This window comes from Oceanimonas baumannii (genome assembly GCF_002245495.1).
GTDB lineage: Bacteria > Pseudomonadota > Gammaproteobacteria > Enterobacterales > Aeromonadaceae > Oceanimonas > Oceanimonas baumannii.
In genome coordinates this window covers 1-21,950 of the sequence record NZ_NQJF01000007.1, presented here as the reverse complement: position 1 = coordinate 21,950, position 21,950 = coordinate 1, and the positions used below count along the sequence as shown (strand labels likewise).

The 21,950-nt window shown below is 56.2% G+C and carries 19 protein-coding genes, 1 tRNA gene and 3 rRNA genes; 7 read left to right on the top strand and 16 right to left on the bottom strand.

From position 1 onward, the window contains the following. Window positions 1–65: 65 nt before the first annotated feature. A complete protein-coding gene (cyaY, locus tag B6S09_RS09160; protein ID WP_094278203.1) occupies window positions 66–377 on the top strand; it encodes an iron donor protein CyaY in 312 nt (103 codons plus the stop codon). A gap of 19 nt (window positions 378–396) precedes the next feature. Here cyaY and B6S09_RS09155 read toward each other — a convergent pair whose 3' ends face one another. After that, window positions 397–2,937 (bottom strand): class I adenylate cyclase, encoded by a 2,541-nt coding sequence (locus tag B6S09_RS09155; RefSeq protein WP_094278202.1) that lies wholly within the window; start codon window positions 2,935–2,937, stop codon window positions 397–399. Window positions 2,938–3,143: 206 nt separating this feature from the next. Between B6S09_RS09155 and hemC the strand changes: the two genes are divergently transcribed. The 4 genes from hemC to B6S09_RS09135 are packed head-to-tail and all read left to right on the top strand — an operon-like array spanning window position 3,144 to window position 7,136. Next, window positions 3,144–4,073 (top strand): hydroxymethylbilane synthase, encoded by a 930-nt coding sequence (gene hemC / locus B6S09_RS09150; RefSeq protein ID WP_094278380.1) that lies wholly within the window; start codon window positions 3,144–3,146, stop codon window positions 4,071–4,073. Further along, a complete protein-coding gene (locus B6S09_RS09145; RefSeq protein WP_094278201.1) occupies window positions 4,070–4,825 on the top strand; it encodes a uroporphyrinogen-III synthase in 756 nt (251 codons plus the stop codon). The genes hemC and B6S09_RS09145 overlap by 4 nt, the downstream gene beginning before the upstream one ends. Further along, a complete protein-coding gene (locus B6S09_RS09140; RefSeq protein ID WP_094278200.1) occupies window positions 4,812–5,948 on the top strand; it encodes a uroporphyrinogen-III C-methyltransferase in 1,137 nt (378 codons plus the stop codon). Before B6S09_RS09145 ends, B6S09_RS09140 begins: the two co-directional genes overlap by 14 nt. A gap of 9 nt (window positions 5,949–5,957) precedes the next feature. Then, window positions 5,958–7,136 (top strand): heme biosynthesis HemY N-terminal domain-containing protein, encoded by a 1,179-nt coding sequence (locus tag B6S09_RS09135; RefSeq protein WP_094278199.1) that lies wholly within the window; start codon window positions 5,958–5,960, stop codon window positions 7,134–7,136. 63 nt (window positions 7,137–7,199) lie between these two features. Here B6S09_RS09135 and B6S09_RS09130 read toward each other — a convergent pair whose 3' ends face one another. From B6S09_RS09130 to ilvG, 7 genes are all read right to left on the bottom strand, one after another. Further along, complete coding sequence (locus tag B6S09_RS09130) at window positions 7,200–8,069, bottom strand: NAD(P)-dependent oxidoreductase (RefSeq protein ID WP_094278198.1); 870 nt, start codon at window positions 8,067–8,069, stop codon at window positions 7,200–7,202. After that, window positions 8,066–8,908, bottom strand: a complete 843-nt coding sequence (locus B6S09_RS09125) for an urea transporter (RefSeq protein WP_094278197.1) — start codon at window positions 8,906–8,908, stop codon at window positions 8,066–8,068. Before B6S09_RS09125 ends, B6S09_RS09130 begins: the two co-directional genes overlap by 4 nt. Window positions 8,909–9,125: 217 nt before the next feature. Further along, on the bottom strand, window positions 9,126–10,682 hold the full coding sequence (gene ilvA, locus B6S09_RS09120; protein ID WP_094278196.1) for a threonine ammonia-lyase, biosynthetic: 1,557 nt from the start codon (window positions 10,680–10,682) through the stop codon (window positions 9,126–9,128). Between the two features lie 3 nt (window positions 10,683–10,685). Beyond that, complete coding sequence (gene ilvD / locus B6S09_RS09115) at window positions 10,686–12,536, bottom strand: dihydroxy-acid dehydratase (protein WP_094278195.1); 1,851 nt, start codon at window positions 12,534–12,536, stop codon at window positions 10,686–10,688. A 64-nt stretch (window positions 12,537–12,600) separates the two neighbouring features. Then, complete coding sequence (locus tag B6S09_RS09110; protein WP_094278194.1) at window positions 12,601–13,524, bottom strand: branched-chain amino acid transaminase; 924 nt, start codon at window positions 13,522–13,524, stop codon at window positions 12,601–12,603. Window positions 13,525–13,535: 11 nt separating this feature from the next. Then, complete coding sequence (gene ilvM, locus B6S09_RS09105; RefSeq protein ID WP_094278193.1) at window positions 13,536–13,796, bottom strand: acetolactate synthase 2 small subunit; 261 nt, start codon at window positions 13,794–13,796, stop codon at window positions 13,536–13,538. Next, window positions 13,793–15,442, bottom strand: a complete 1,650-nt coding sequence (ilvG, locus tag B6S09_RS09100; RefSeq protein ID WP_094278192.1) for an acetolactate synthase 2 catalytic subunit — start codon at window positions 15,440–15,442, stop codon at window positions 13,793–13,795. Before ilvG ends, ilvM begins: the two co-directional genes overlap by 4 nt. Before the next feature lie 379 nt (window positions 15,443–15,821). On the opposite strand from ilvG, the gene B6S09_RS09095 reads away from it, so the two are divergent. Beyond that, window positions 15,822–17,333: a YifB family Mg chelatase-like AAA ATPase gene (locus B6S09_RS09095; protein ID WP_094278191.1), complete on the top strand. Its 1,512-nt coding sequence runs from the start codon at window positions 15,822–15,824 to the stop codon at window positions 17,331–17,333. Between the two features lie 22 nt (window positions 17,334–17,355). Further along, entirely contained in the window at window positions 17,356–17,631 is a 276-nt protein-coding gene (locus B6S09_RS09090) for a hypothetical protein (protein ID WP_094278190.1), read from the top strand. Window positions 17,632–17,689: 58 nt separating this feature from the next. Here the strand turns inward: B6S09_RS09090 and B6S09_RS09085 are convergent, their stop codons facing one another. The 8 genes from B6S09_RS09085 to B6S09_RS09050 form a co-directional block, all read right to left on the bottom strand. Next, window positions 17,690–18,292 (bottom strand): thiol:disulfide interchange protein DsbA/DsbL, encoded by a 603-nt coding sequence (locus B6S09_RS09085; RefSeq protein WP_094278189.1) that lies wholly within the window; start codon window positions 18,290–18,292, stop codon window positions 17,690–17,692. A gap of 41 nt (window positions 18,293–18,333) precedes the next feature. Beyond that, window positions 18,334–19,302, bottom strand: a complete 969-nt coding sequence (locus B6S09_RS09080; protein ID WP_094278188.1) for a serine/threonine protein kinase — start codon at window positions 19,300–19,302, stop codon at window positions 18,334–18,336. Between the two features lie 59 nt (window positions 19,303–19,361). Then, the gene (gene ccoG / locus B6S09_RS09075; RefSeq protein ID WP_094278187.1) at window positions 19,362–20,780 is read right to left on the bottom strand and encodes a cytochrome c oxidase accessory protein CcoG; all 1,419 of its coding nucleotides are present in this window, start codon (window positions 20,778–20,780) and stop codon (window positions 19,362–19,364) included. Between the two features lie 129 nt (window positions 20,781–20,909). Further along, window positions 20,910–21,323 carry a Cu(I)-responsive transcriptional regulator gene (cueR, locus tag B6S09_RS09070; protein ID WP_094278186.1) on the bottom strand — a complete coding sequence of 138 codons (414 nt, stop codon included), beginning with the start codon at window positions 21,321–21,323 and terminating at the stop codon, window positions 20,910–20,912. Between the two features lie 135 nt (window positions 21,324–21,458). Next, window positions 21,459–21,573 (bottom strand): 5S ribosomal RNA (gene rrf, locus B6S09_RS09065). 7 nt (window positions 21,574–21,580) lie between these two features. Next, window positions 21,581–21,656 (bottom strand) — tRNA-Thr (locus tag B6S09_RS09060). Window positions 21,657–21,666: 10 nt separating this feature from the next. Beyond that, window positions 21,667–21,781 (bottom strand): 5S ribosomal RNA (rrf, locus tag B6S09_RS09055). 84 nt (window positions 21,782–21,865) lie between these two features. After that, window positions 21,866–21,950: ribosomal RNA gene (locus B6S09_RS09050) — 23S ribosomal RNA — on the bottom strand; the annotation flags it as partial.

Sequence of the window (21,950 nt, the reverse complement as noted above, 5' to 3'; positions counted from 1 at the left end):
CTGTGAATATGGTTCAGGGCTCTTATAATCGCATTCACATTCTCAAAAGCAATAGGAAGCGGGCAATGAACGACAGCGAATTTCATGCTCTGGCGGATGCCATTTACGAGCATATTGAGGCACGTATCGACGAAAGCGGCGAAGACATTGAATGCGAAACGGTAGGTGGCGTCATGAACCTGACCTTTGAGAACGGCGTACAGTTTGTGATTAACCGTCAGGAGCCGCTGCATCAGATTTGGCTGGCCACCCGGGAAAACGGTCACCACTTTGCGCTGGAAGGTGACAAGTGGATCGATAATCGTCAGGGCCATGAACTGCTGAGCTGGATCAGCCTGCAGGCCAAACGTCAGGGCGACGTCGAGCTGCCACTTTAAGGTCTGTTGGGCCTGAACTTCAGGCCGGATCGGCCTGTTGTGGATCCCGGTCGTCCTTGCAGGTGCGAAAGGTAAGTACCCGGACCTCATCGTCGGTACGCACAATCTCGTAATACTGGGGCAGATTAAAGTGGCTGAAGTGGCTCTGGCCCGCGGTCTGCTCCTGATTGGCGGTATACAGGCGGTTAATGCTCAGCACCAGATCGTCTTTGCTGCCCGCCACCTGGTGATATACCTCAGTGCGGTTGGCTTCATCCAGAATATAAAGGTTGTACCCGTCACCGCTACTTTCGAAGAAAAACTGTACCAGCCCTTCGCTGGCATAAGCATCCACTACCTCAGGCACCGGCTGACGCTGATGCTGATCCAGCCGCAGGGAATAATTCCGCTGACTTTCGCCATGACTGCGCCCCTGCGCCGGCATGGCACCTGCCGGTGTGCTTACCCGCTCCGGCTCCATGTGTTTCACACTCACACCACGACGTTCAAAGAAAATCCCAAACTGCTCCGTTCCCAGCTGTAACCGCTTGACCCGATGGCCGTTCACCGGGCCCAAGCGCAGCTCAATGCATTCCCGCACCAGTTGCTCAAAACGCGTACGCAACAGGCTACGCAGATGCCGGCTATAGCAATATACATTAAGCGTTTCAGGCGGGCTGGCTCCTTGGTGCATTTTGCCCAGCATGGCCGTCAGGGAGTCCACCACCGCGGTTTCACCATCGAAGTGGAGGGTACGAACTTCATCCCAGGAGTTGCGGTAGATAATATCCACCGAGCCCACCAGGTTTTCCCTCTGGCGGCCAAAACTGAAGGGATCGCTGGTGCTGGCACCAAATTCAATGGCCCTGTCCCGCCGGCGGGCTGTGGGATCTTCTTCCAGGTTAAGGTAAATAGCGAGATGACGTACTTCACAGGGGCGGCTCAGCGCCAGGTTGCTCGGGGATGGCAGCCGCACCGGAAACAGTTCCGCCAGATCCTGGCTGAACTCCTGCAACTGCTGCAGATTCAGATCCGTGCTCTGATTAAACAAATGCCATTGGGTCCGTTCGGTCAACAGCCCGTTAAAATGCGCCCAGGCCACCAGCCTGCTGACATAATCGCTGTGTTCAATGGCACTGCGACCGATAATCTCGGCCGGCGACAGCCCGTATTTATAAAGATACCACCCGGCCTGATTCACCCGACCTTCCGGCACCTGCACCAGACTAATATCAGACTCACTCAGATCTGGTGCAATGCGCAGGTTAATCAGCTGCACTTTGCCTGGCAGGTTTTCAAAGGCGGCATACAATTTGCGCGACAGAATACCGATATCTTCCGGGTTAATGGATTCGCTGATGTTATTGCGCCGGGCGAACTGGATCAGGCTGCGGTAGCTCTGCATCAGGGCCTCAAGCAATTCACCGTAGGCAGCCTTCACTTCTTCTACCTTCCAGTTTTCCCGGTCGTCGAGTTTGGCCAGCTTTTCCGCCGGCCAGCCCCACAGATCGATCAACCGGTCGATGATCCGCCGCCGCCAGGCAAGAGAATCATCACCTTCCTGCTCCGCTGTCAGCGCTTCCGACACCTTAAGGTAAAAACAGCGCCGCACCAGATCGAGGCGTTTCTCATCTCCGATGGATTTCAGATAATCGGTCACTTTTTCCAGCATCACTACATAGTGATCCTGGGTTTCATTCAGTTCTTCTGCTTTCTGGAACTCCTCCTTCAGCTGCCGGCACAGCAACTGAGTATCGGGGTACTCGTGAGAATAAGCTTCCATCAGCACGGTCTTCAGCACCGCCTTGTAAGGCGAGTCGATGCTTTTATACAGCTGCCACAGCGCCGAGCCGAAATACTCTTCCGCCGGAATACGGGCAAAGCCCCCCAGATCCAGCCATTCATCATGATTCAGGGTACCGTTGGCAAACTGCTCGGCCACAAAGCGATCGTAATTGGGCCCCAGCTTGCCCGGCGCAAACATCCACACCAGCCGCTTGCCGGCAATGCGCAGATGACTGCGGTAGAACTCATCCAGCAATAACAGGTGCTGGGCGCTGCCGCAGCTTTCCCCTTCCACCCATTGCTGGTTGTCGGTGCGAAATTTGTTATCCGGAATAAGAAAGAAGTTAAGTTCCACCCCGCGTTGCTCGGCCCACTTGGAGATCAGCAGGCATTTTTGCTGCAGCAAGGCAGCCCGGGCCGGCTCCATGGTGTGAGCATGACACACCCAGATATCCAGATCAGAACGATGGCCCTGACCAATGGACGAAGTACTGCCCATGGAATAAAGCCCCAGAATCTCGCCCCTGTGCTGTTCCAGTCCCTGATGGCCATTGGCGGCCCGGCACAACTCGTCAATAAATTCCCTCTGGCAGGCGTTGGGCACAAACTGACAGATGCCCGCCGGAACATCGCCGGGAACATAGCCCGGCAACAGAGGGTGGTGGTGATGCAACAATACCGGCAGCAACTGAAACACCTGCTGGCCATAACGATGCATGACCGCCAGGGCGCGGGTCAGTTTCTGCTGATTAAATTGCTCACACCGTTCAACGAGCTGATGAAAATTAGCGTGCAATAGCGTTATGGCCTTCGTTGGACCGACATATAGCCCGGACAGGGCCGGACGGGCAAAAGTGTGATCATGGTAGCAATTAGTCAGTAAATGAACAATAACCGGCAAAGCTGGGCCATGGTATGCCGCTGAACCTCTTTCTTTGCCTGAAACGCCCAGACAACAGTGATAACATCAGAACCAAATACCCGACAGACAACGAGAGTTTTATGGCTAATCGCACCATTCGTATTGCCACCCGTAAAAGCCTGCTGGCCCTGTGGCAGGCCCATTATGTGAAGGAACGTCTGGAAGCTCTGCACCAGGATGTAACCGTTGAACTGGTCCCCATGACCACCAAGGGGGACGTGCTGCTCGATACCCCTCTGTCCAAAATCGGTGGTAAGGGTCTGTTTATCAAGGAACTTGAGCAGGCCATGCTCGACGGCCGGGCCGATATTGCCGTGCACTCAATGAAAGATGTGCCGGTTGAGTTCCCCGAAGGACTGGGCCTGACGGTTATCTGTGAACGGGAAGACCCGCGGGACGCTTTTGTCTCCAATCACTATAAAACCCTGGCAGAATTACCCGCCGGTGCAGTGGTGGGTACCGCCAGCCTGCGTCGAGAGTGTCAGATCCGGGCCCGCTACCCGGAACTGAACATCAAAACACTGCGCGGCAATGTACAGACCCGGCTGCGCAAGCTGGACGATGGCGAATACGATGCCATTATTCTGGCTGCTGCCGGTCTCAAGCGGCTGGAGCTCGACGAGCGGATTGCCGGCCTGCTGAGTCCGGAAGACAGTCTTCCTGCCAACGGCCAGGGTGCCGTCGGCATTGAGTGCCGGCTGGATGACACCGAACTGCTGAGCCTGCTGGCCCCGCTGAACGATCACGACACACGGTTGCGGGTAGAGGCGGAGCGGGCCATGAACCATGGCCTGCAAGGCGGTTGTCAGGTGCCTATCGGCTCTTATGCGCTGTTGGAAGGCGATCAGCTCTGGCTGCGTGGCCTGGTGGGTCGACCCGATGGCACCCAGGTACTTTATGATGAGATTCGCGGCCCGGCAGATCAGGGCAAAAAGCTCGGTAGCGAACTGGCCAAACGCCTGCTGGCCGCCGGTGCCGATAAAATTCTGACCGAGGTCTACTCATCGTGATACCACTGGTGGTTCGCCCCGAACCTCAGAATCACAGCCTGTGCGACGCATTACGCCGGGCCGGCCACCAGCCGGTGGCCACCCCCCTGCTGACCTTTGCGCCGGGCGGCGAACTGACCCGGGCACCGGCATTATTAAGCCAGCTTGGCAGCAGGGATTATGTGATAGCGGTCAGCGCACAAGCGGTGAAATTCGCCGATAATGCGCTGAAAAGCCAGGGTTTGAGCTGGCCTGACAGCACTTATGTGGCTGTCGGCGAAGCCACTGGAAAGGCCTTTGCCGCCGTGGGGATAACCAACGCGCTGGTGCCGGACGATCCCCGTTCCGAGGGCATGATTGCCCTGCCCGCGCTGCAACACCCGGCCGGGTGCCAAGCCATCATTCTGCGTGGCGACGGTGGCCGTCATATGATGGCCCCGACCCTGATACAGCGGGGAGCACAAGTAAACTATTGTGAAGTTTATCGCCGTTGTTATCGTGAAGACCACAACGGCGAACTAGTTAAACAGTGGCGGCACCAGGGCGTGGACAGTATTATCATCACCAGTGGCGGCTTGCTGCAGCACCTGTTTCAGCTTGCTGCCAACAGCGCAAAGGACTGGCTGCTGAGCCGTTTATTGATTGTGCCCAGCATTCGCGTCGCAGAGCAGGCAGAGACATTAGGCTTTACTCATATCATCAATGCGAAAGGTGCATCCAACACGGCGTTGATCAGCGCTCTGGATGAGAGGAAAAGGAATGACAGACAATAAACAAGACCAACAGGAAGACAAGCTGGTAACCAACACCACGCCGGCGTCCTCCTCCGCCGAGGCCAAAACCGAAGAAAGCACTCAGGCAATACAAACCGAGCCGCCCGTCAGCACGCCGGAAAAACCGGTGCAGGAAAAGCAGCCGTCTTCCGGCAAAGGGCTGGCCACCGTGGCTATTGTGCTGGCAGTCGTGCTGGCCGGCGGCCTGTACTGGCACGGCCATAAACAGGGTGAAAACCAGGCGACACAGATTGCCGCGATGGAAACCCGGCTGGCTGAGCAGCAGACGGCCCTGAATGCACTCAAGAGTCAGCAGAGCGCCACTCTGGGTAAACTGGAAAGCGCTCAACAGAGCGTTACCGAGCAAGTGGACGGCTTGTCTCGCAAGGTACTGGATCTGGACAGCAAGCGCCCCAACGACTGGATGCTGGCAGAGGCCGAGTACCTGGTTCGCATGGCTGGCCGCAAGCTGTGGCTGGAGCATGATGCCGTGTCCGCCGCCATGATGCTGGCCAACGCTGATGAGCGCCTGGCTGCCCTTAACGATCCCACCCTGGTGCCGGTGCGCAAGGCGCTTGCCGACGACATTGCCAGCATTAAATCGGTGAAAAAAATCGATCGCGAAGGCATGGTGATCAAGCTCAACAGCATTAACGACCAGGTTGATAAACTGAAACTGGACGGAGTCATCATGTCCCGGGCCGAAGAGCCCGACTTCACCCTGTCCGAGTCCGTCAGTGACTGGAAAGAAAACCTGAAAAAGAGCTGGGCCAGCTTTACCGACGACTTCGTCACTGTACGTCGCCGCGACGGCAATGTAGAGGCCCTGCTGTCTCCGCAGCAACACTGGTATTTAAGCGAAAACCTTAAGGGTAAGCTGCTGCAGGCTCAGCTCGCCGTCTATCGCGAGCAACAGGAAATTTACGATAGTGCCCTGGCACAGTCTGAGCAGTGGCTGCAGGACTACTTTGCCGATGACAGTGTGCGCCAGTTTATGCTGGAGCAGATTGAGCAACTCAAAGGCCAGCAAATCAGCGTGAATTATCCCGAGCAATTTACTGCCCAGGAGCGGCTGCAGCAGTTGCTGGATAACCGGCTGCAACGCCTGCTCACCGGCCTGTAAGGGGGACTTATGATACGTCTTGCGATTATTGTCGCCATTCTGGCTGCCGGCCTGATTGTCGGCCCCGGGTTTATGGGCAAGCAGGGTTATGTGCTGGTGTCTGCGGGCAGCTACACCATAGAAACCACGGTCACCGTATTCCTGGTGGCTGCCGTGCTGTTTTATGTACTGCTGTTATTTATTGAATGGCTGCTGGGCCGCATTTTCGGCATCAGTCACCGCACCCGGGGCTGGTTTATGGGCCGCCGCCGGCGCAAGGCCCTGAACTACACCCAAAGCGGTATGCAGGCACTGGTCGCGGAAGATTACGCTAATGCCGAGAAAATGCTGCTCAAGGGCACCAAGGGCAACGAGTTAGCCCTGCTCAACTACCTGAACGCTGCCAGTGCCGCTCAGGCTCAGGGTAACGACGAAAAGCGCGACAGCTATCTGCAACAGGCACGGGAGCAACACCCTGCGGCCGGTCTGGCTGTGGGCATAACTCAAGCCCGACTGCAGTATCAGCAGGGTGAGTTTGAACAGGCGCTGGCCGGCGTGCAGGCTCTGGAAACCACCTATGGCCACCAGCCCGCCCTGCTCAAGCTGCAGAAAGATGTGTATGTGGCTACCGGTCAGTGGCAAGCCCTGCTCGGTATTCTCGACAGCCTGGCCAACAAGAATCTGATCAGTGCCGAAGAAAAGGATGAACTGCGTCATCAGTCCTGGCTTGGCCGCTTTGAACAGGCCGCCCACGATGAAGGCAGTGATGGCCTGATCAAGGTATGGCAGGCACTGCCGCGCAAGGACAAATACAACCCTGCACTGTTGTTGCCCCTGTGTGACCGGCTGATCGGCCTCAAGGCTCACAAGGAAGCCCAGCAGCTGCTACTGGAAGGCCTCGACAAAGAAGCCGATCCGGGACTGCTGCTATGCGCCACCCGGCTGCAACTGAGCGACTATCACCCGCTGCTTGCCGCACTGGAGAAAAAGGCGAAAAAAGAAAGCCTGCCCGAGCTGCACTCCGCCCTGGGCCGCTTGTATCTGAAAGAAGGCAAAGACGAACAGGCTGAGCAACATCTGCAACAGGCAGTGGCGCAAAAGCCTGAGCCGCGGGACTATGTACTGCTGGCTGAACTGGCAGAAAGACGCAAGGACCTGGACAAGGCCAATGACTATTACAAACACAGTCTGGCCCTGGCAACGATCTGAGCCGCTGCCTTAAACGCAAAAAGAGGAGCTTCGGCTCCTCTTTTTCACATATAGAGCTAGAACTCAAGCGTCCTTATACAGCTTGATCAGGGTCGCCGGGTCCCGCTCCAGGAAACCTTTGCTACCATGCTGACGCATCAGCTGGGCGGCCAGGCCCGACATAGGAGTGGCGCTGCCGGCACGCAGGCTCTGAGCTACCGCCATATCCAGGTCCTTGAGCAGGGTACGCACATGCCACTTGGGATCAGGATCCGACTCTTCCGCCATCAGCGGGCCGGTGATCTGCATTGGTCTCGAGTCAGCAAAACCGCCCGCCAGGGCGGCAGGGATCTGCTCCGCATCCACGCCGCAGGACTTGGCCAGCGCCATCATTTCCGCCAGCACCATCAGGTTGCAGCCTACGATCATCTGGTTACACACCTTGGTAACCTGGCCGGCACCCACGCCACCCATGCGGGTAACCCGCTGCGACAGCGGCGCTAGCACCGGCCGGATGCGTTCAATATCGGCTTCTTCACCGCCACACATAATGGCCAGTGTTCCGTCTTCCGCCCCGGCAACGCCGCCGGAGACCGGCGAGTCGATCCAACCCATGCCGCAGGCGCTGTTCAGCCGCTTGGCATAGTCACGGGTGGCATCAGGATCAGAGCTGGAAAAATCCACCAACAGCTGACCAGCCCGACCATGGCTGGCCACCCCGCCCTCGCCAAAGACCACATTTTCCACCACAGCGGTATTGGCCAGGCACAACAGCACCAGATCCACCTGCTCAGTCAGTTCACCGATGCTGCCGGCCACCTGAGCGCCGGCAGTGACGACCTCAGCCAGCTTGTCAGTACTGCGGTTCCATACGGTAACGTCAAAGCCGGCGGCCAGCAGCCGCTCGGTCATCGGCTTACCCATCAATCCGATGCCGATAAATCCCAGTTTCATACTCTCTCCCTGTCGATAATGTGTGACGCCTGGTAATACTTCAGGCCTTTCTGCATTACCAGGCATAGCCAGCAGCTGAGCACAAAAGGCATGGTCAGCATGGGCAAGCCCAGTTTGAGCATAACGGCCGTCATCAGTCCGGCCAAGGCTGCAGCCAGCAGTATCCAGGCTTGCCTGCTGCCGTGCCAGAACATGGCAATGGCCGCCAGTACACCGTTATAGCCGGTCAGGCCAAAGTTAATGTAGTCCGGGTTGACCAGCAGCAATAGCGCCGCGCCGCTCGATATCATGGCGCCGACAAAGGCCCAACCCAGCATTTCGATGCCTACCAACAGCAGAGCGATACAGATCAGTACCGCCGGTACGGTATCGGGAAGAAAAATGACCTGACCAATGGCCGACAGTGAAAAGTTATACCCTTGGGGAACCTCATCGGCTACCCGCTGACCGATGAAATACAGCCATGGCAACACCACCAGATTGAATGGCAAGGTATACCAGGGAATGGCGGCCAGCCGGCGCAGCCGGTAATAAAGCCAGGCCGACAACGCTCCGCCCAGTACCGACAGCAACAACCACTGCGGGGTATGCTCGGCAAACAAGCCAAAGGCCAGCCCTACCAGGGCAGCATTAAAGCCAAACAGACCATCGCGCCAGGCGCCCGGCTCCCACCTGCAAACCAGCGCCAGCAAGGTGGCGGCGAAGGTTGCCAGCATCATGGTGGCGGCCATCCAGGGAGAAACCCAGAGTACACCCGCAACAATCAGAGCACCGGCCAGGCGGTTGTTTATAAAATATATCTGGCCAACAGCGGCCAGCAGGGAAGACAACAGCGTCATGAAAGACACTCCTGTACCAAAGGGAAGAAAACAGAGACGGCGCGATTAAAACAGCTGAGCGAAAACTGGTCAATAAATTATTGTGAACAACTTTGTATTAAGGTTATGAAGGTTTCATAAGAGAACCCAAGTGATACGAAAACGTTAAATTAAACCAGCAAACCGAACACAAAAAAGCCGGGCAAGCCCGGCATGCTCGTCAATGACCAGACTCTGGTCAGTGTGCCAGGAAAAACCGGTAGGCCGGATCCTGAGTCACGTCGTACCAAGTGTAACCCAGCTCCGCCAAGTGCCGCTCAAATGAAGCGATATCGCTCTCGGGCAACTCAAAGCCACACAGCACCCGGCCAAATTCGGCACCATGGTTGCGATAATGAAACAGACTGATGTTCCAGCGGGCACCCAAGGTGTGCAAAAAGCGCATCAGGGCACCGGGCTGCTCCGGGAAACGAAAGCTGTACAGGCGTTCCTGCAGAGGCTTGGGTGCCCGGCCACCGACCATATAACGCACATGGGTCTTGGCCAGATCGTTGTCGGTCATATTAGCCACCGGATACCCTGCCTGCTCCAGCTCCGCCATGATCTGCGCCAGCTCCCGATCGCCATCGGACAGCCGCACCGACACCAGCAGCGCCGCCTTGTCTGCCGCCGCATAGCGATAGTTAAACTCAGTCACCATGCGGTTGCCGAGCAACTCGCAAAACTGCAAAAAGGCTCCTTTGCATTCGGGAATAGTGACCGCCAGTACCCCTTCCCGTTTTTCACCCAGCTCACACCGCTCGGACACGTAGCGCAGAGAATGGAAGTTAACATTGGCACCACTGAGCACCGCTGCCATACGGGCATGGGCATAATCCCCGGCCTGGCTGTATTTTTTCAGCCCGGCCAGCGACAGCGCGCCCGAGGGCTCGGCAATAGCTCGGGTATCCTCAAAGATATCCTTAAGTGCAGCGCAAATTTCGTCGGAGGTTACGGTAATCACACCGTCCAGATATTCCCGACACAAACGGAACGTCTCGGTACCGATACGCTTCACCGCCACACCGTCGGCAAACATACTGACCCGGTCCAGAGTAACGATGTCACCGGCATTCAGCGCCGCCTTGAGACAGGCGGAGCCCTCGGCCTCGACCCCAATTACCTTAACCTGAGGTAACAGCTGCTTGATGTATACCGCCACCCCGGCGGCCAAGCCGCCACCACCCACCGGCACGAACACATGAGTCAGACGGGTATCCTGCTCCAGCAACTCACGACCCACCGTGCCTTGTCCGGAAATCACGTCCTCGTCATCAAAGGGCGGGATCAGGGTCGCGCCCAGTTCCTTGACTAGTTCCAGACAGCGGGCATAGGCTTCGTCGAAGTTGTTGCCATGCAGAACCACATTACCGCCAAAGCGACGTACCGACTCCACCTTGATATCGGGAGTGACAGTGGGCATCACAATAGTGGCATTGATGCCCAGCTTGGCCGCCGACAGCGCCACGCCCTGAGCATGGTTGCCCGCCGAGGCGGCAATCACGCCGCGTTGCTGCTGCTCGGGGGTGAGCTGGGCAATCTTGTTGTAGGCACCACGCAGCTTGAAAGAGTGCACCGGCTGCATATCTTCCCGCTTGAGGGAAACCGGGTGCCCCAACCGCTCGGAAATCTTTTTGAGCGGGGTCAGTGGCGTCACCCGGGCCGCCTCGTACACCGGTGACAACAGAATGTGACGCAGGTACTCGGTAGCCGAACGGGGTGTGCCTTTTTTTTCCTTCAATGCAGCCTGTGCCATGCCTCAACCTCCCAGCTTGCTGCGGTCACGCACCGCGCCCTTGTCGGCGCTGGTGGCCAATGAGGCATAGGCGCGCAGAGCAAAGGACACTTCGCGCTCGCGATCTACCGGACGCCAGGCCTGTTCACCCTTGGCATCCATGGCTTCACGGCGAGCTGCCAGCTCCTGCTCGGACACGTCCAGCGCAATCTTGCGGGCCGGAATATCGATGTCGATGATGTCACCAGTCTGCACCAAACCAATGGTGCCGCCGTTGGCCGCCTCGGGAGAAACGTGACCGATAGACAGACCGGAGGTACCGCCGGAGAAACGACCGTCGGTGATCAGCGCGCATTTGGTGCCCAGGCCCATGGACTTAAGGTAGGTGGTGGGGTACAGCATTTCCTGCATGCCCGGGCCGCCCTTGGGACCTTCGTAACGGATCACGACCACTTCACCGGCCTTGACCTCGCCGCCGAGAATGCCGGCCACCGCGGTGTCCTGGCTCTCGAAAACGCGGGCCGGTCCACGGAAGGTCAGGTTGTCGTCGGCCACGCCGGCGGTCTTGACGATACAGCCGTCGATGGCCAGGTTGCCGGCCAGCACGGCGAGGCCGCCTTCCAGACTGTAGGCATTGTCGATGCTGCGAATACAGCCATCGGCACGGTCGTCATCCAGGGTGTCCCAGCGGCAGTCCTGGCTGAACGCCCGGGTGGTGCGAATACCCGCCGGGCCGGCACGGAACATGGTTTTTACCGCGTCGTCTTCAGTCACCATAATGTCGAATCTGGCCAGCTGCTCGGCCAGGCTCATGCCCAACACGGTATTCACATCGGTATTAAGCAGGCCGGCACGGGCCAGCTCGGCCAGAATGCCCATCACACCACCGGCACGATGCACATCTTCCATATGGTATTTCTGGGTGGACGGAGCCACCTTGCACAGCTGGGGTACCTTGCGCGACAAGCCGTCGATGTCGTCCATGGTGAAGTCCACTTCCGCTTCCTGAGCGGCGGCCAGCAGGTGCAACACGGTATTGGTAGAGCCGCCCATGGCGATATCCAACACCATGGCGTTTTCGAATGCGGCCTTAGTGGCGATGTTGCGCGGCAGTACGGCGGCGTCGTCACCTTCGTAGTAACGTTTGGTCAGCTCCACAATGCGGTGACCGGCGGTCTTGAACAGCTGCTCACGATCAGCATGAGTGGCCAGCAGCGAGCCATTACCGGGCTGGGACAGACCCAGAGCCTCGGTCAGGCAGTTCATGGAGTTGGCGGTAAACATCCCGGAGCAGGAACCACAGGTGGGACAGGCACTGCGCTCAACCTGTTCGCTCTGAGCGTCGGAGACGGTGGGGTCGGCGCCCTGGATCATGGCATCCACCAGATCCAGCTTGATCAGCTGATCAGACAGCTTGGTCTTGCCTGCTTCCATCGGGCCACCGGACACGAAGATCACCGGAATGTTAACCCGCAGGGCGGCCATCAGCATGCCGGGAGTGATTTTGTCACAGTTGGAGATACATACCATGGCATCGGCACAGTGGGCGTTAACCATGTATTCAACGGAGTCAGCGATCAGTTCACGACTGGGCAGTGAGTAAAGCATGCCGCCATGACCCATGGCGATACCGTCATCCACCGCGATGGTGTTGAATTCCTTGGCCACACCGCCGGCCGCTTCAATTTCGCGGGCCACCAGCTGCCCCATGTCCTTGAGGTGCACGTGGCCGGGCACAAACTGGGTGAAGGAGTTCACCACAGCGATAATCGGCTTGCCGAAATCATCTTCGGTCATGCCGGTGGCGCGCCACAGGGCGCGGGCGCCGGCCATATTACGGCCGTGGGTGGTGGTGGCTGAACGATACCTTGGCATTCCTTTTACTCCTGATATTGCGTGAGAACGGCGGGACGCCTGCGCCCCATCTCGATAATTTAAATTAGTCTTTTACCGGGGTGAGCCAACCCCATTTATCCTGGGTGCTGCCATTAAACAGGCCAAAAAACGCCTGCTGCAGCTGTTTGGTGATCGGGCCTCGTTTACCTTCACCCAGAGTGATGCCATCCACGCTGCGCACCGGGGTGACCTCGGCAGCGGTGCCGGTCATAAACATTTCGTCGGCCAGATACAGGGCTTCCCGGGCAATGGCTTCCTCCCGAACCTCGTAACCGGCGTCCCGCGCCAGGGTCATCAGAGTATCACGGGTGATGCCTGGCAGTATGCAGGCGGTAACCGGCGGCGTATAAAGCACGCCATTCTTGATAAGGAACAGGTTCTCGCCGGCGCCTTCACTGAGGTGACCGTGCACATCGAGAGAAATTCCCTCGCTGTAACCATGGCGTTTGGCCTCACCGGATATCAGCTGGGATGACAGATAGTTACCCCCCGCCTTGGCACCGGTGGGCATGGTATTCGGTGCCAGCCGGTTCCAGGAAGTCACACAGACGTCGACGCCGTTTTCCAGCCCTTCCTCACCCAGGTAGGCCCCCCAGGGAATGGCGGCGATGATCACCTCGCAAGGCACATCTTTGGGAGCATTCAGGCCCATGCCCACATTACCCACGAACACCAGCGGACGCAGGTAGGCACTGTCCAGGTCGTTGTCGGCCACCGCCGTTCGGCAGGCACTCATCAGCTCTGCCTTGGTATAGGGAATGGTCATGCGGTAGATCTTGGCGGAATCAAACAACCGCTGCACATGCTCTTCCAGCCGGAAGATCGCCGGACCTTTGGGCGTGTTATAGGCGCGAATGCCTTCAAACACCGAAGAGCCATAATGCAGAGCGTGGGTCATCACATGCACCTGGGCCTTGTCCCAGGGCACCATATCTCCGTTAAACCAGATGTACTTGGCGGTAGACATTGTCGTTATCCTCAGGCCGATTTTTTCAGCGGTTGCTCCATGATTTGCGCTTCAACGCGGGTCACGTTCATCAGTTTTTCAAGCTGATTGCTCAGCAGCTGAATGGGACGCTCACTGCTGACAGTAACCCTGATGTTCAGGTTTTGACAATCAGAGGAAGTGGACATTTCCATGTCATCCACGCGAAACCCTCGGTGACGGGTCATACGTAACACCCGCTCAAGTACTTCCGGGCGAAACTGAGCTTCGATCTGCACATTATGCTGGTTCATGATTTACTCTCCATCATCTGGTCGTTGGCAACACCCGGCGGTACCAGGGGCCAGACGTTCTCTTCCTCTGAAATACGTACATGCAGCAAATAGGCGGTGTCGGACTGCAGCATGCGTGCAATGGCAGGCTGTACCTGCTCCTTGCGAGTAATGGTTTCGCCCGGAATGTCGAAAGCGGCGGCCATGGCCACGAAGTCCGGATTGTCGGTAAGAATGGTTTCACTGAAGCGGCCGTCGAAGAACAGCTCCTGCCACTGGCGCACCATGCCCAGGCGCTGGTTATCAAGCAGCACCATTTTCACCGGCAGTTGTGCGCGCTTGAGGGTACCCAGCTCCTGCACATTCATCATGAAGGAGCCGTCACCGGACACCAGCACCGACTCGTGATCGGGACGAGCCAGCTTGGCACCGATGGCGGCGGGCAGGCCGAAGCCCATGGTACCCAGACCGGCGCTGCTGAGATGATTGCGCGGGCTGGTAAAGCGCATATGCTGGGCCACCCACATCTGATGCTGGCCTACATCACAGCTGACCATGGCGGTGTCTGCCAGAGCGTCACTCAGTTGCTTGAGCATCAGCGGTGCATAAATGGCCTCACCCGGATGATCGTAGCGCCAGCCATGGTCGGCCTTGAGTGTCTTGCACAGCTCGCGCCAGGGATCGATAGCCAGCCGTTCGCCGGTCAGCAAGGGCAATACCTCAGCCAGATCGGCATTGATGCCCACCTGGGCATGGCGCACCTTGCCAAATTCGGCGGCGTCCTTATCCAGATGAATCACCTTGGCATTGACCGCAAAAGCGTCCAGTTTCCCGGTCACCCGGTCATCAAAACGGGCACCGGCCACAATCAGCAGATCACTCTGCTGAACAGCCAGGTTGGCAGCTTTTGTTCCATGCATACCCAGCATACCCAGGAACAGCTCATGGTCCGGATCCAAAGTCCCGATTCCCTTCAACGTGGTTACCGCAGGAATACCACTTTGCTCGGCAAAAGCACGTAATTCTGCTTCGGCATTGCCCATGCCGACACCGCCACCCACATAGAGCACCGGCTGACGTGCGGCGGCCAGCAGCGCCCTGGCTTCGGCCAGTGCCGCCTTATCCAATGCATTGGAGGCTGTAGTACAGGGCACGGCAGGACGAGGCTCCACCAGCGCAAGCTGGACATTTTTGGGCACATCAATCAGTACCGGGCCAGGCCGGCCGGAGCGGGCCACTTCAAAGGCTTCGGTGATGATGTCGCCAAGATCTTCCACGCTCTCTACCAGGTAGGAGTGCTTGGTGCAGGACAGCGACATGCCCAGTACGTCCACTTCCTGGAAGGCATCGGTGCCGATGGCCGACATAGGTACCTGACCGGTGATGGCCACCACCGGAATGGAGTCGAGCATGGCATCGGCCAGACCGGTGATCAGGTTGGTGGCACCGGGGCCGGAGGTAGCCATGCACACCCCCACCTGACCACTGGCTCTGGCGTAGCCTACAGCACCCAAGGCGGCAGCCTGCTCATGACGGCACAGCAAATGCTCTACACCGCCATCGTAGAGGGCGTCGTAAAGCGGCATGATGGCACCGCCGGGATAGCCGAAGATCTGGGTTACCCCTTGTTGTTTCAGTGCCTGGACAATGTACTGTGAGCCATTCATGTGATTTTCTGTCCTGTATTGCTGCCAAAGTTTTTATAAAAAAAAACCCCCGAGTCGACTCGGGGGTTTTTGCTGTTTCTGCTGGCCGGTTATCGGCTTTCGGCAGACCACAGTGCCCCGAGCGGAGATTTAATAATCACCACTAGGACCACAATAATGCTGACGAAACGTACGATAGAGTTCATAAAACCAACCAAAAATAATTGCTGCTTACCGAAGCTTTCGGTGCCGTAGGCCTATAGAACTAGCATAGTGTTCTACACTACTCAAGACTTTATTATATAAATATCACAAAAAAGCACGGTTATCGCCCCACACAAACCAGTTTAAAAAACCACTAAAAATTTAAATGGCAAAATAAAAAACCAAAGGAACAGCCATGTCTCTTGCTGTTGTATTTGCCCGGGCCAGTTTGGGAGTTACTGCCCCATTAGTAACGGTTGAAGCTCATTTGGCCAATGGACTGCCGGCATTTAACATTGTTGGCTTGCCGGAAACCACAGTTAAGGAAGCCCGGGACCGGGTGCGCAGCGCCCTGATCAACGCCGGTTTTGAGTTTCCAGCCCGACGTATTACCGTCAACCTGGCCCCCGCGGATCTGCCCAAAGATGGCGGTCGTTTCGACTTGCCTATCGCCATGGCCATTCTCGCTGCCTCGGAGCAAATTCCGGGCTCCTCCCTCGACGGCCTCGAGTTTCTCGGTGAACTGGCACTGACCGGCGAGTTACGCAGCATCAAGGGCGTACTGCCGGCAGTCCTGGCCGCCCGCAACAGTGATCGCCGGCTGATTATTCCCGCCGCCAACGGCATGGAAGCCGGTTTGCTCAGCCCCAGTCCGGCCTTGCTCGCCGCCCACCTGCTGCACATTACCGCCTGGTTAAACCAGGAAGGTGAACTGATCCACCCGGAACCGGTATCCGGTATCGAACATGAGGCCATCTCCTGCTTAAGTGATGTTATTGGTCAGGAAACGGGGAAACGAGCACTGGAGATTGCCGCGGCCGGCGAACACAACCTGCTGTTGCTGGGCCCTCCCGGAACAGGAAAAAGCATGCTGGCCAGTCGCCTGCCTGATCTGCTTCCCCCCATGACGGAAGCGGAAGCACTGGAAGCCGCCGCTGTTCGATCTATCAGTGGTCAAGCTCTTGCCCCTGAACACTGGCGACAAAGGGCATTTCGTCAACCTCATCACTCTTCTTCAACGGCCGCACTCGTGGGCGGAGGCAGTCATCCCAGGCCAGGAGAGATATCCCTCGCTCACCATGGCGTCCTGTTTCTTGACGAACTCACCGAATTCGAACGCAGAGTGCTGGACGCCCTGCGTGAGCCGCTGGAAACCGGCACCATCTGCATTTCCCGCGCAGCCCATAGTGTGACCTTCCCTGCCCGCTTTCAGCTGATTGGTGCCATGAACCCCAGCCCTTGCGGGCACTATCAGGATGGCCTCAGCCGCAGTTCGCCGGAGCAAATATTGCGCTATCTCGGTAAAATATCCGGCCCCTTTGTGGATCGATTTGATCTGTCCGTGGAAATTCCCCTTTTACCCCCCGGCGAACTGAGCCGGCCACGGCAAAAATCAGAAAGCTCGGCAGCAGTACGCTCCCGGGTACTGGCTGCCCGTGCACGGCAGCAGCACAGGGCCGGAAAACCGAACGCTCGTCTGAGTGCTGCCGAGCTGGATACCCTGTGCCCATTGAGCGCCACAGATGCCGCTTTTCTGGAACAGGCACTGCAACACATGAAGTTATCCATTCGTGCCTGGCATAAACTGATCCGGGTAGCCCGTACCATTGCCGATTTGGCCGGTGAGCAATATATTGGCCGGACCCACCTGATGGAGGCTCTGGGCTATCGCGCCATGGACAGACTACTGGCCAGGTTACGCCAGTAAGCAAAAACATAAGGGAGTGTATATGAAAAGTGCAAAGGAGTTTGCAGAGTGGCTACAGCAACATTTTGGCCCGCATCAGGACGGTATATACCTGACCCGGGATGACATTGCCGAGCTGTCGGGCCGGCAGCGTTACAATCAACAGTTTGTTTCAGACGTCCATTTTGAACTGACCCTGCTGGGTATGGGGTTTGTCACCGATGCTCACCGGGAAAAGTTTTACCTGTTTCATCTGCCCACCCGGCACTGGCAGGATTTGGGCCATGACGATATCGAGATCCTTTCCTCTCCCAAATAAATCAGCAAGCAATAAAAAGGCCGGTCAGAACCGGCCATATGCATCACAAGCGCTATTTTCAGTCTGCGGAGAGCAGATATTCCACAACCCGGTAGAAACGCTCTTCAGAGCCAATTTCACCCATATTCAGCTGATATTTATTACGTACGATCACGGTGGGGGTTCCGCGAATATTGAACTTTTCAGTCAGCTTATCGTATTTGGATATCATGCCATTCAGCGCAAAGCTGTTAATCACGCCATCAAAATCCTTGCCATCCACCCCGTTGGCGACAAATACCTCTTTCACATCATCGATAGAGCCGGGCACTTTCTTCTGGCGATGAATACGATCAAACATAACAGGGGTCAGCTTATCTTCCACTTTAAGCAGCTTGGCAGCACCATAGGCACGCTGCAGTACCGGACCCAGATCCTTGCCCAGAAAACTTACCGGTACCTTGTTAATTTCGGCCTCAGGCACACGCTCAGCCAGCTTGTCCATCAGCGGTTGAAAGCTGTAACAATGGGGACAGATATAAGAAAAAAACTCAGTCACTTCCGGCTTGCTGCCGGCAATTTCACTGACCACCGAATATTCCACCCCTTCCTTGAATTCAGGAGCGGCATGGGCCAGAGGTACAAACAGCATAGTGATAAAGGCAAAAATCAGCTTTTTCATTGAATAATCCCGTTTATGTCAGACTGATTCAAGTTAAGGAATCAGCTCCATGAGGTCAAGGATAATGGCGGTACAGTCAGACTCAGGACTTGCTCATTCAGTGCTTTTATCTGCTGCTGCCAGTAATCTTCGCTGTTAAACCAGGGAAACGCCAGCGGAAAGGCCGGATCATTCCAGCGTGCGGCGAGCCAGGCCATGTAGTTGATCATACGCATAGCCCTCAGTGGTTCGATAAGTGCCAACTCGGCATTGTTGAATTCACGCTCGGTTTCATAACCCGCAAGCAAGGTATCCAGCTGTACCAACTGCTCCTGACGGTCACCGCTTAGCATCATCCACAGATCCTGAACCGCCGGGCCACGCCGGCAATCGTCAAAATCCAGCAACCAGGGGCCACCATCCCACAACAGGTTGCCTCCATGGCAGTCACCGTGAATACCGATAAGCTTACCGGGCCGGTAATACTCGGTGATCCCAGCGATCAATTGATCCAGAGCACTGAAAAAAGCGGCACGCAAGGTGTTGGGGATAGCCGCCTGTTGCTCCAGCACCCTGCGGGAATGAGCCAGTCCGGTGCCAGGCTCCATCACCGGGCGTTGCTTCAGCGGCACGCTTTCACCAACACGATGCAGGCGGGCCAATTGCTCACCCAGCGCTTCCAGCTGCTCCAGATTATCCGGCTCAAAGGCCCGGCCAGGAACCGAGCGCCATACCGAAAACAACAGGTCATTAAATTCAAACAGGCTGTGGCCGTCCCGTGCTAGCGGCTCAGCTACCCGTACTCCCTGCTCGGCAGCGGCTGCCACAAAGGCCAGCTCCTGTTCAATCTGGGCTCTGCTCCAGCGCTCAGGGCGGTAAAACTTGGCCACCAGAGTGCCGTCACTTTCCGACTGAAAGCGGTAGACCCGGTTTTCATAGCTGTTCAGAGCCATCAGCCCGCGATCGACATAAATCCCCATGCTGGCCAGCGCATCATCAATCGCATCCGGGGTCAGTTGATAGTAATCCATAGCACTCCAATAAAAAAAGCCGCAGACTCGCTGCGGCTTACTCTAACATGCATGTAATATCAGAACTCGTTAAAGAACTTGCTCTCAGTTCTTACCGAAGAGCTGCTGTCGTCCGCATCCGCTCCCTTGCGGCTCATCACAAACGTGATGTCCCGCACTGGTGAATCCAGCAGATAAGGATCAACAGACAGGCTGACCGGAAGACTCATCACCTCGCCACCATCAATACTGACTTCGTTCGGACCAATCCACTCAATGTCATCCACGCCTTCGACACTCAGCTGATAAGTAGCCCGCTCAAGGGTTTTATTAAGCAACTTAAGGGTATACGTATTTTCAATCAGCCCTTCAGACGTTTCACGATACAGCTGGTTACGGTCGCGAATAACTTCAATCCCCATGGGCATAATACGGGTAGCCATAAAGGCAAAGGCGGCCAGCATCACCACCATAACAATGCCGTAGCCAATCAGTTTGGGCCGGGCCACGTGGGTTTCTCTGTGCTTCAGTTTATGCTCGGTGGTGTAGCTGATAAGGCCCGGTTCATAGCCCATGCGCTCCATGGTTTGATCACAGGCGTCTATACAGGCACCGCAGTTAATGCACTCATACTGCAGACCATCACGAATATCGATGCCAGCCGGACAGACCTGTACACACAGATCGCAGTCAATACAGTCGCCCAAGCCCAGCTCCTTGGGATCTTTCTTGCGGGAGCGTGGTCCACGCGCTTCTCCTCGCTCGGCATCATAGCTGACGATGTAGGTGTCCTTATCGAACATGGCTGACTGGAAACGGGCATATGGGCACATATGAGTGCACATGATGGTACGCATAAAACCAGCGTTACCATAGGTACAGAAGGCAAAGAACAGTACCCAGAAGCCGACCCAGAAACTAACTGAGAAAGTTACCAGGCCCCAGGCCAGTTCATGCGCCGGGATAAAGTAAGCAATAAAGGTAAAGCCGGTCAGCAGCGACACCGCCAGCCAACCGGTGTGCTTGGCGGCTTTACGCCAGATCTTGTTGAATCCCCAGGGTGCCTTGTCGAGCTGACGACGCTTGTTGGCACTGCCTTCTAACTTTTCCTCGAACCAGATAAAGATAAAGGTCCACACCGTTTGAGGACACAGATAACCACACCATACCCGCCCAAGGAAGGTCGTCATAAAAAACAGAGCAAAGGCGGCGATCATAAACAGAATGGCCAGCAGAGTAAGATCCTGTGGCCAGAGGGTCGTACCAAAAATATGAAAACGTTGTTGCTCTACATCCAGCAGAATCGCTTGGTTACCGTTCCACTGAATCCAGGGCCCGACCAGAAACACCAGCATCAGCAGCCAGCCCATTTGATTACGCAGGCGCTGCCATTTACCGGTTTGTGCCCTGACGTAAATATGTCCGTCATCAGCGGGACGATGGGAAGTTTTTTTGGGAGTGACGTCTTTAACGTCTATTCTGCTTTTTTTATCGGTCATTGCTGCTCACATCATTGCTCTGGTTGTTATCCGGATCTGCTACAAGATGTAACCCCTTGTTAACTTGCAGATAAAATACGACTTATGGCTCATTTTGCGTCAAAAATGAAAGCTAAAAGGTGATAGTGATCACTTTCTTGCCGGACGGGGATCATTGCGCCCACCCAATGCCTCCATGATAGGGCATTCCGGTTTGCTGTCTCCATGACATTGATCAGCCAAACTACGTAAACTTTCCAGCATGACCTGCATATGTGCCACTCGTTGCTCTATATCTGCTATTTTGGCCAGAGTCAGCGCCTTTACCTCAGCACTGGTACGGTATTCATTATCGTGCAACGCCAACAACTCATGGCACTCATCCAGGTTAAACCCCGCCTGTCTGGCATTTTTGATAAAAAGAATACGGCGGATCAGTGTTTCACTGTAATGGCGGTAACCGTTCTCTCCCCGCTCGGGCTCAGGAATAAGACCGATAGACTCATAATAACGAAGCGTTTTGGCAGTCAGCCCTGTCATTAAGGCTGCTTTGCTGATGTTCATATCTGGCTCCAGACAAACGTATCACCCTTCACCATACCCCTTCCCCTTAAGGTAAGGTCAAGCCCGTTTTTTGAGGGGAGAAATTGAAGATCGAAAAAAGCCCGATACTCATGTATCGGGCTTTCCGGAGAGTGTGTTTGACTGTGACCTACTTTTACATGGCAGCTGCCACACTATCATCGGCGCGGGTGCGTTTCACTTCTGAGTTCGGCAAGGGATCAGGTGGTTCCACAACGCTATGGCAGTCAAACAAATTTTGGTGCTGATACCCGGATTTGAACTGGGGACCTCACCCTTACCAAGGGTGCGCTCTACCGACTGAGCTATATCAGCAAAATTGGGTGCCTGGCAGTGACCTACTTTCACATGGCAGCTGCCACACTATCATCGGCGCGGTCGCGTTTCACTACTGAGTTCGGCATGGAATCAGGTGGTTCCACAACGCTATGGCCGCCAGGCATAAAACTTTAATTCGAAAAAAGCGGTTTCGATGAATAGAGTGTAGTCTCGACCTGCAAGGCCTCACACTTCTTGGGTGTTGTATGGTTAAGCCGCACGGGTAATTAGTACAGGTTAGCTGCACGCCTCACAGCGCTTCCACACCCTGCCTATCAACGTCCTGGTCTC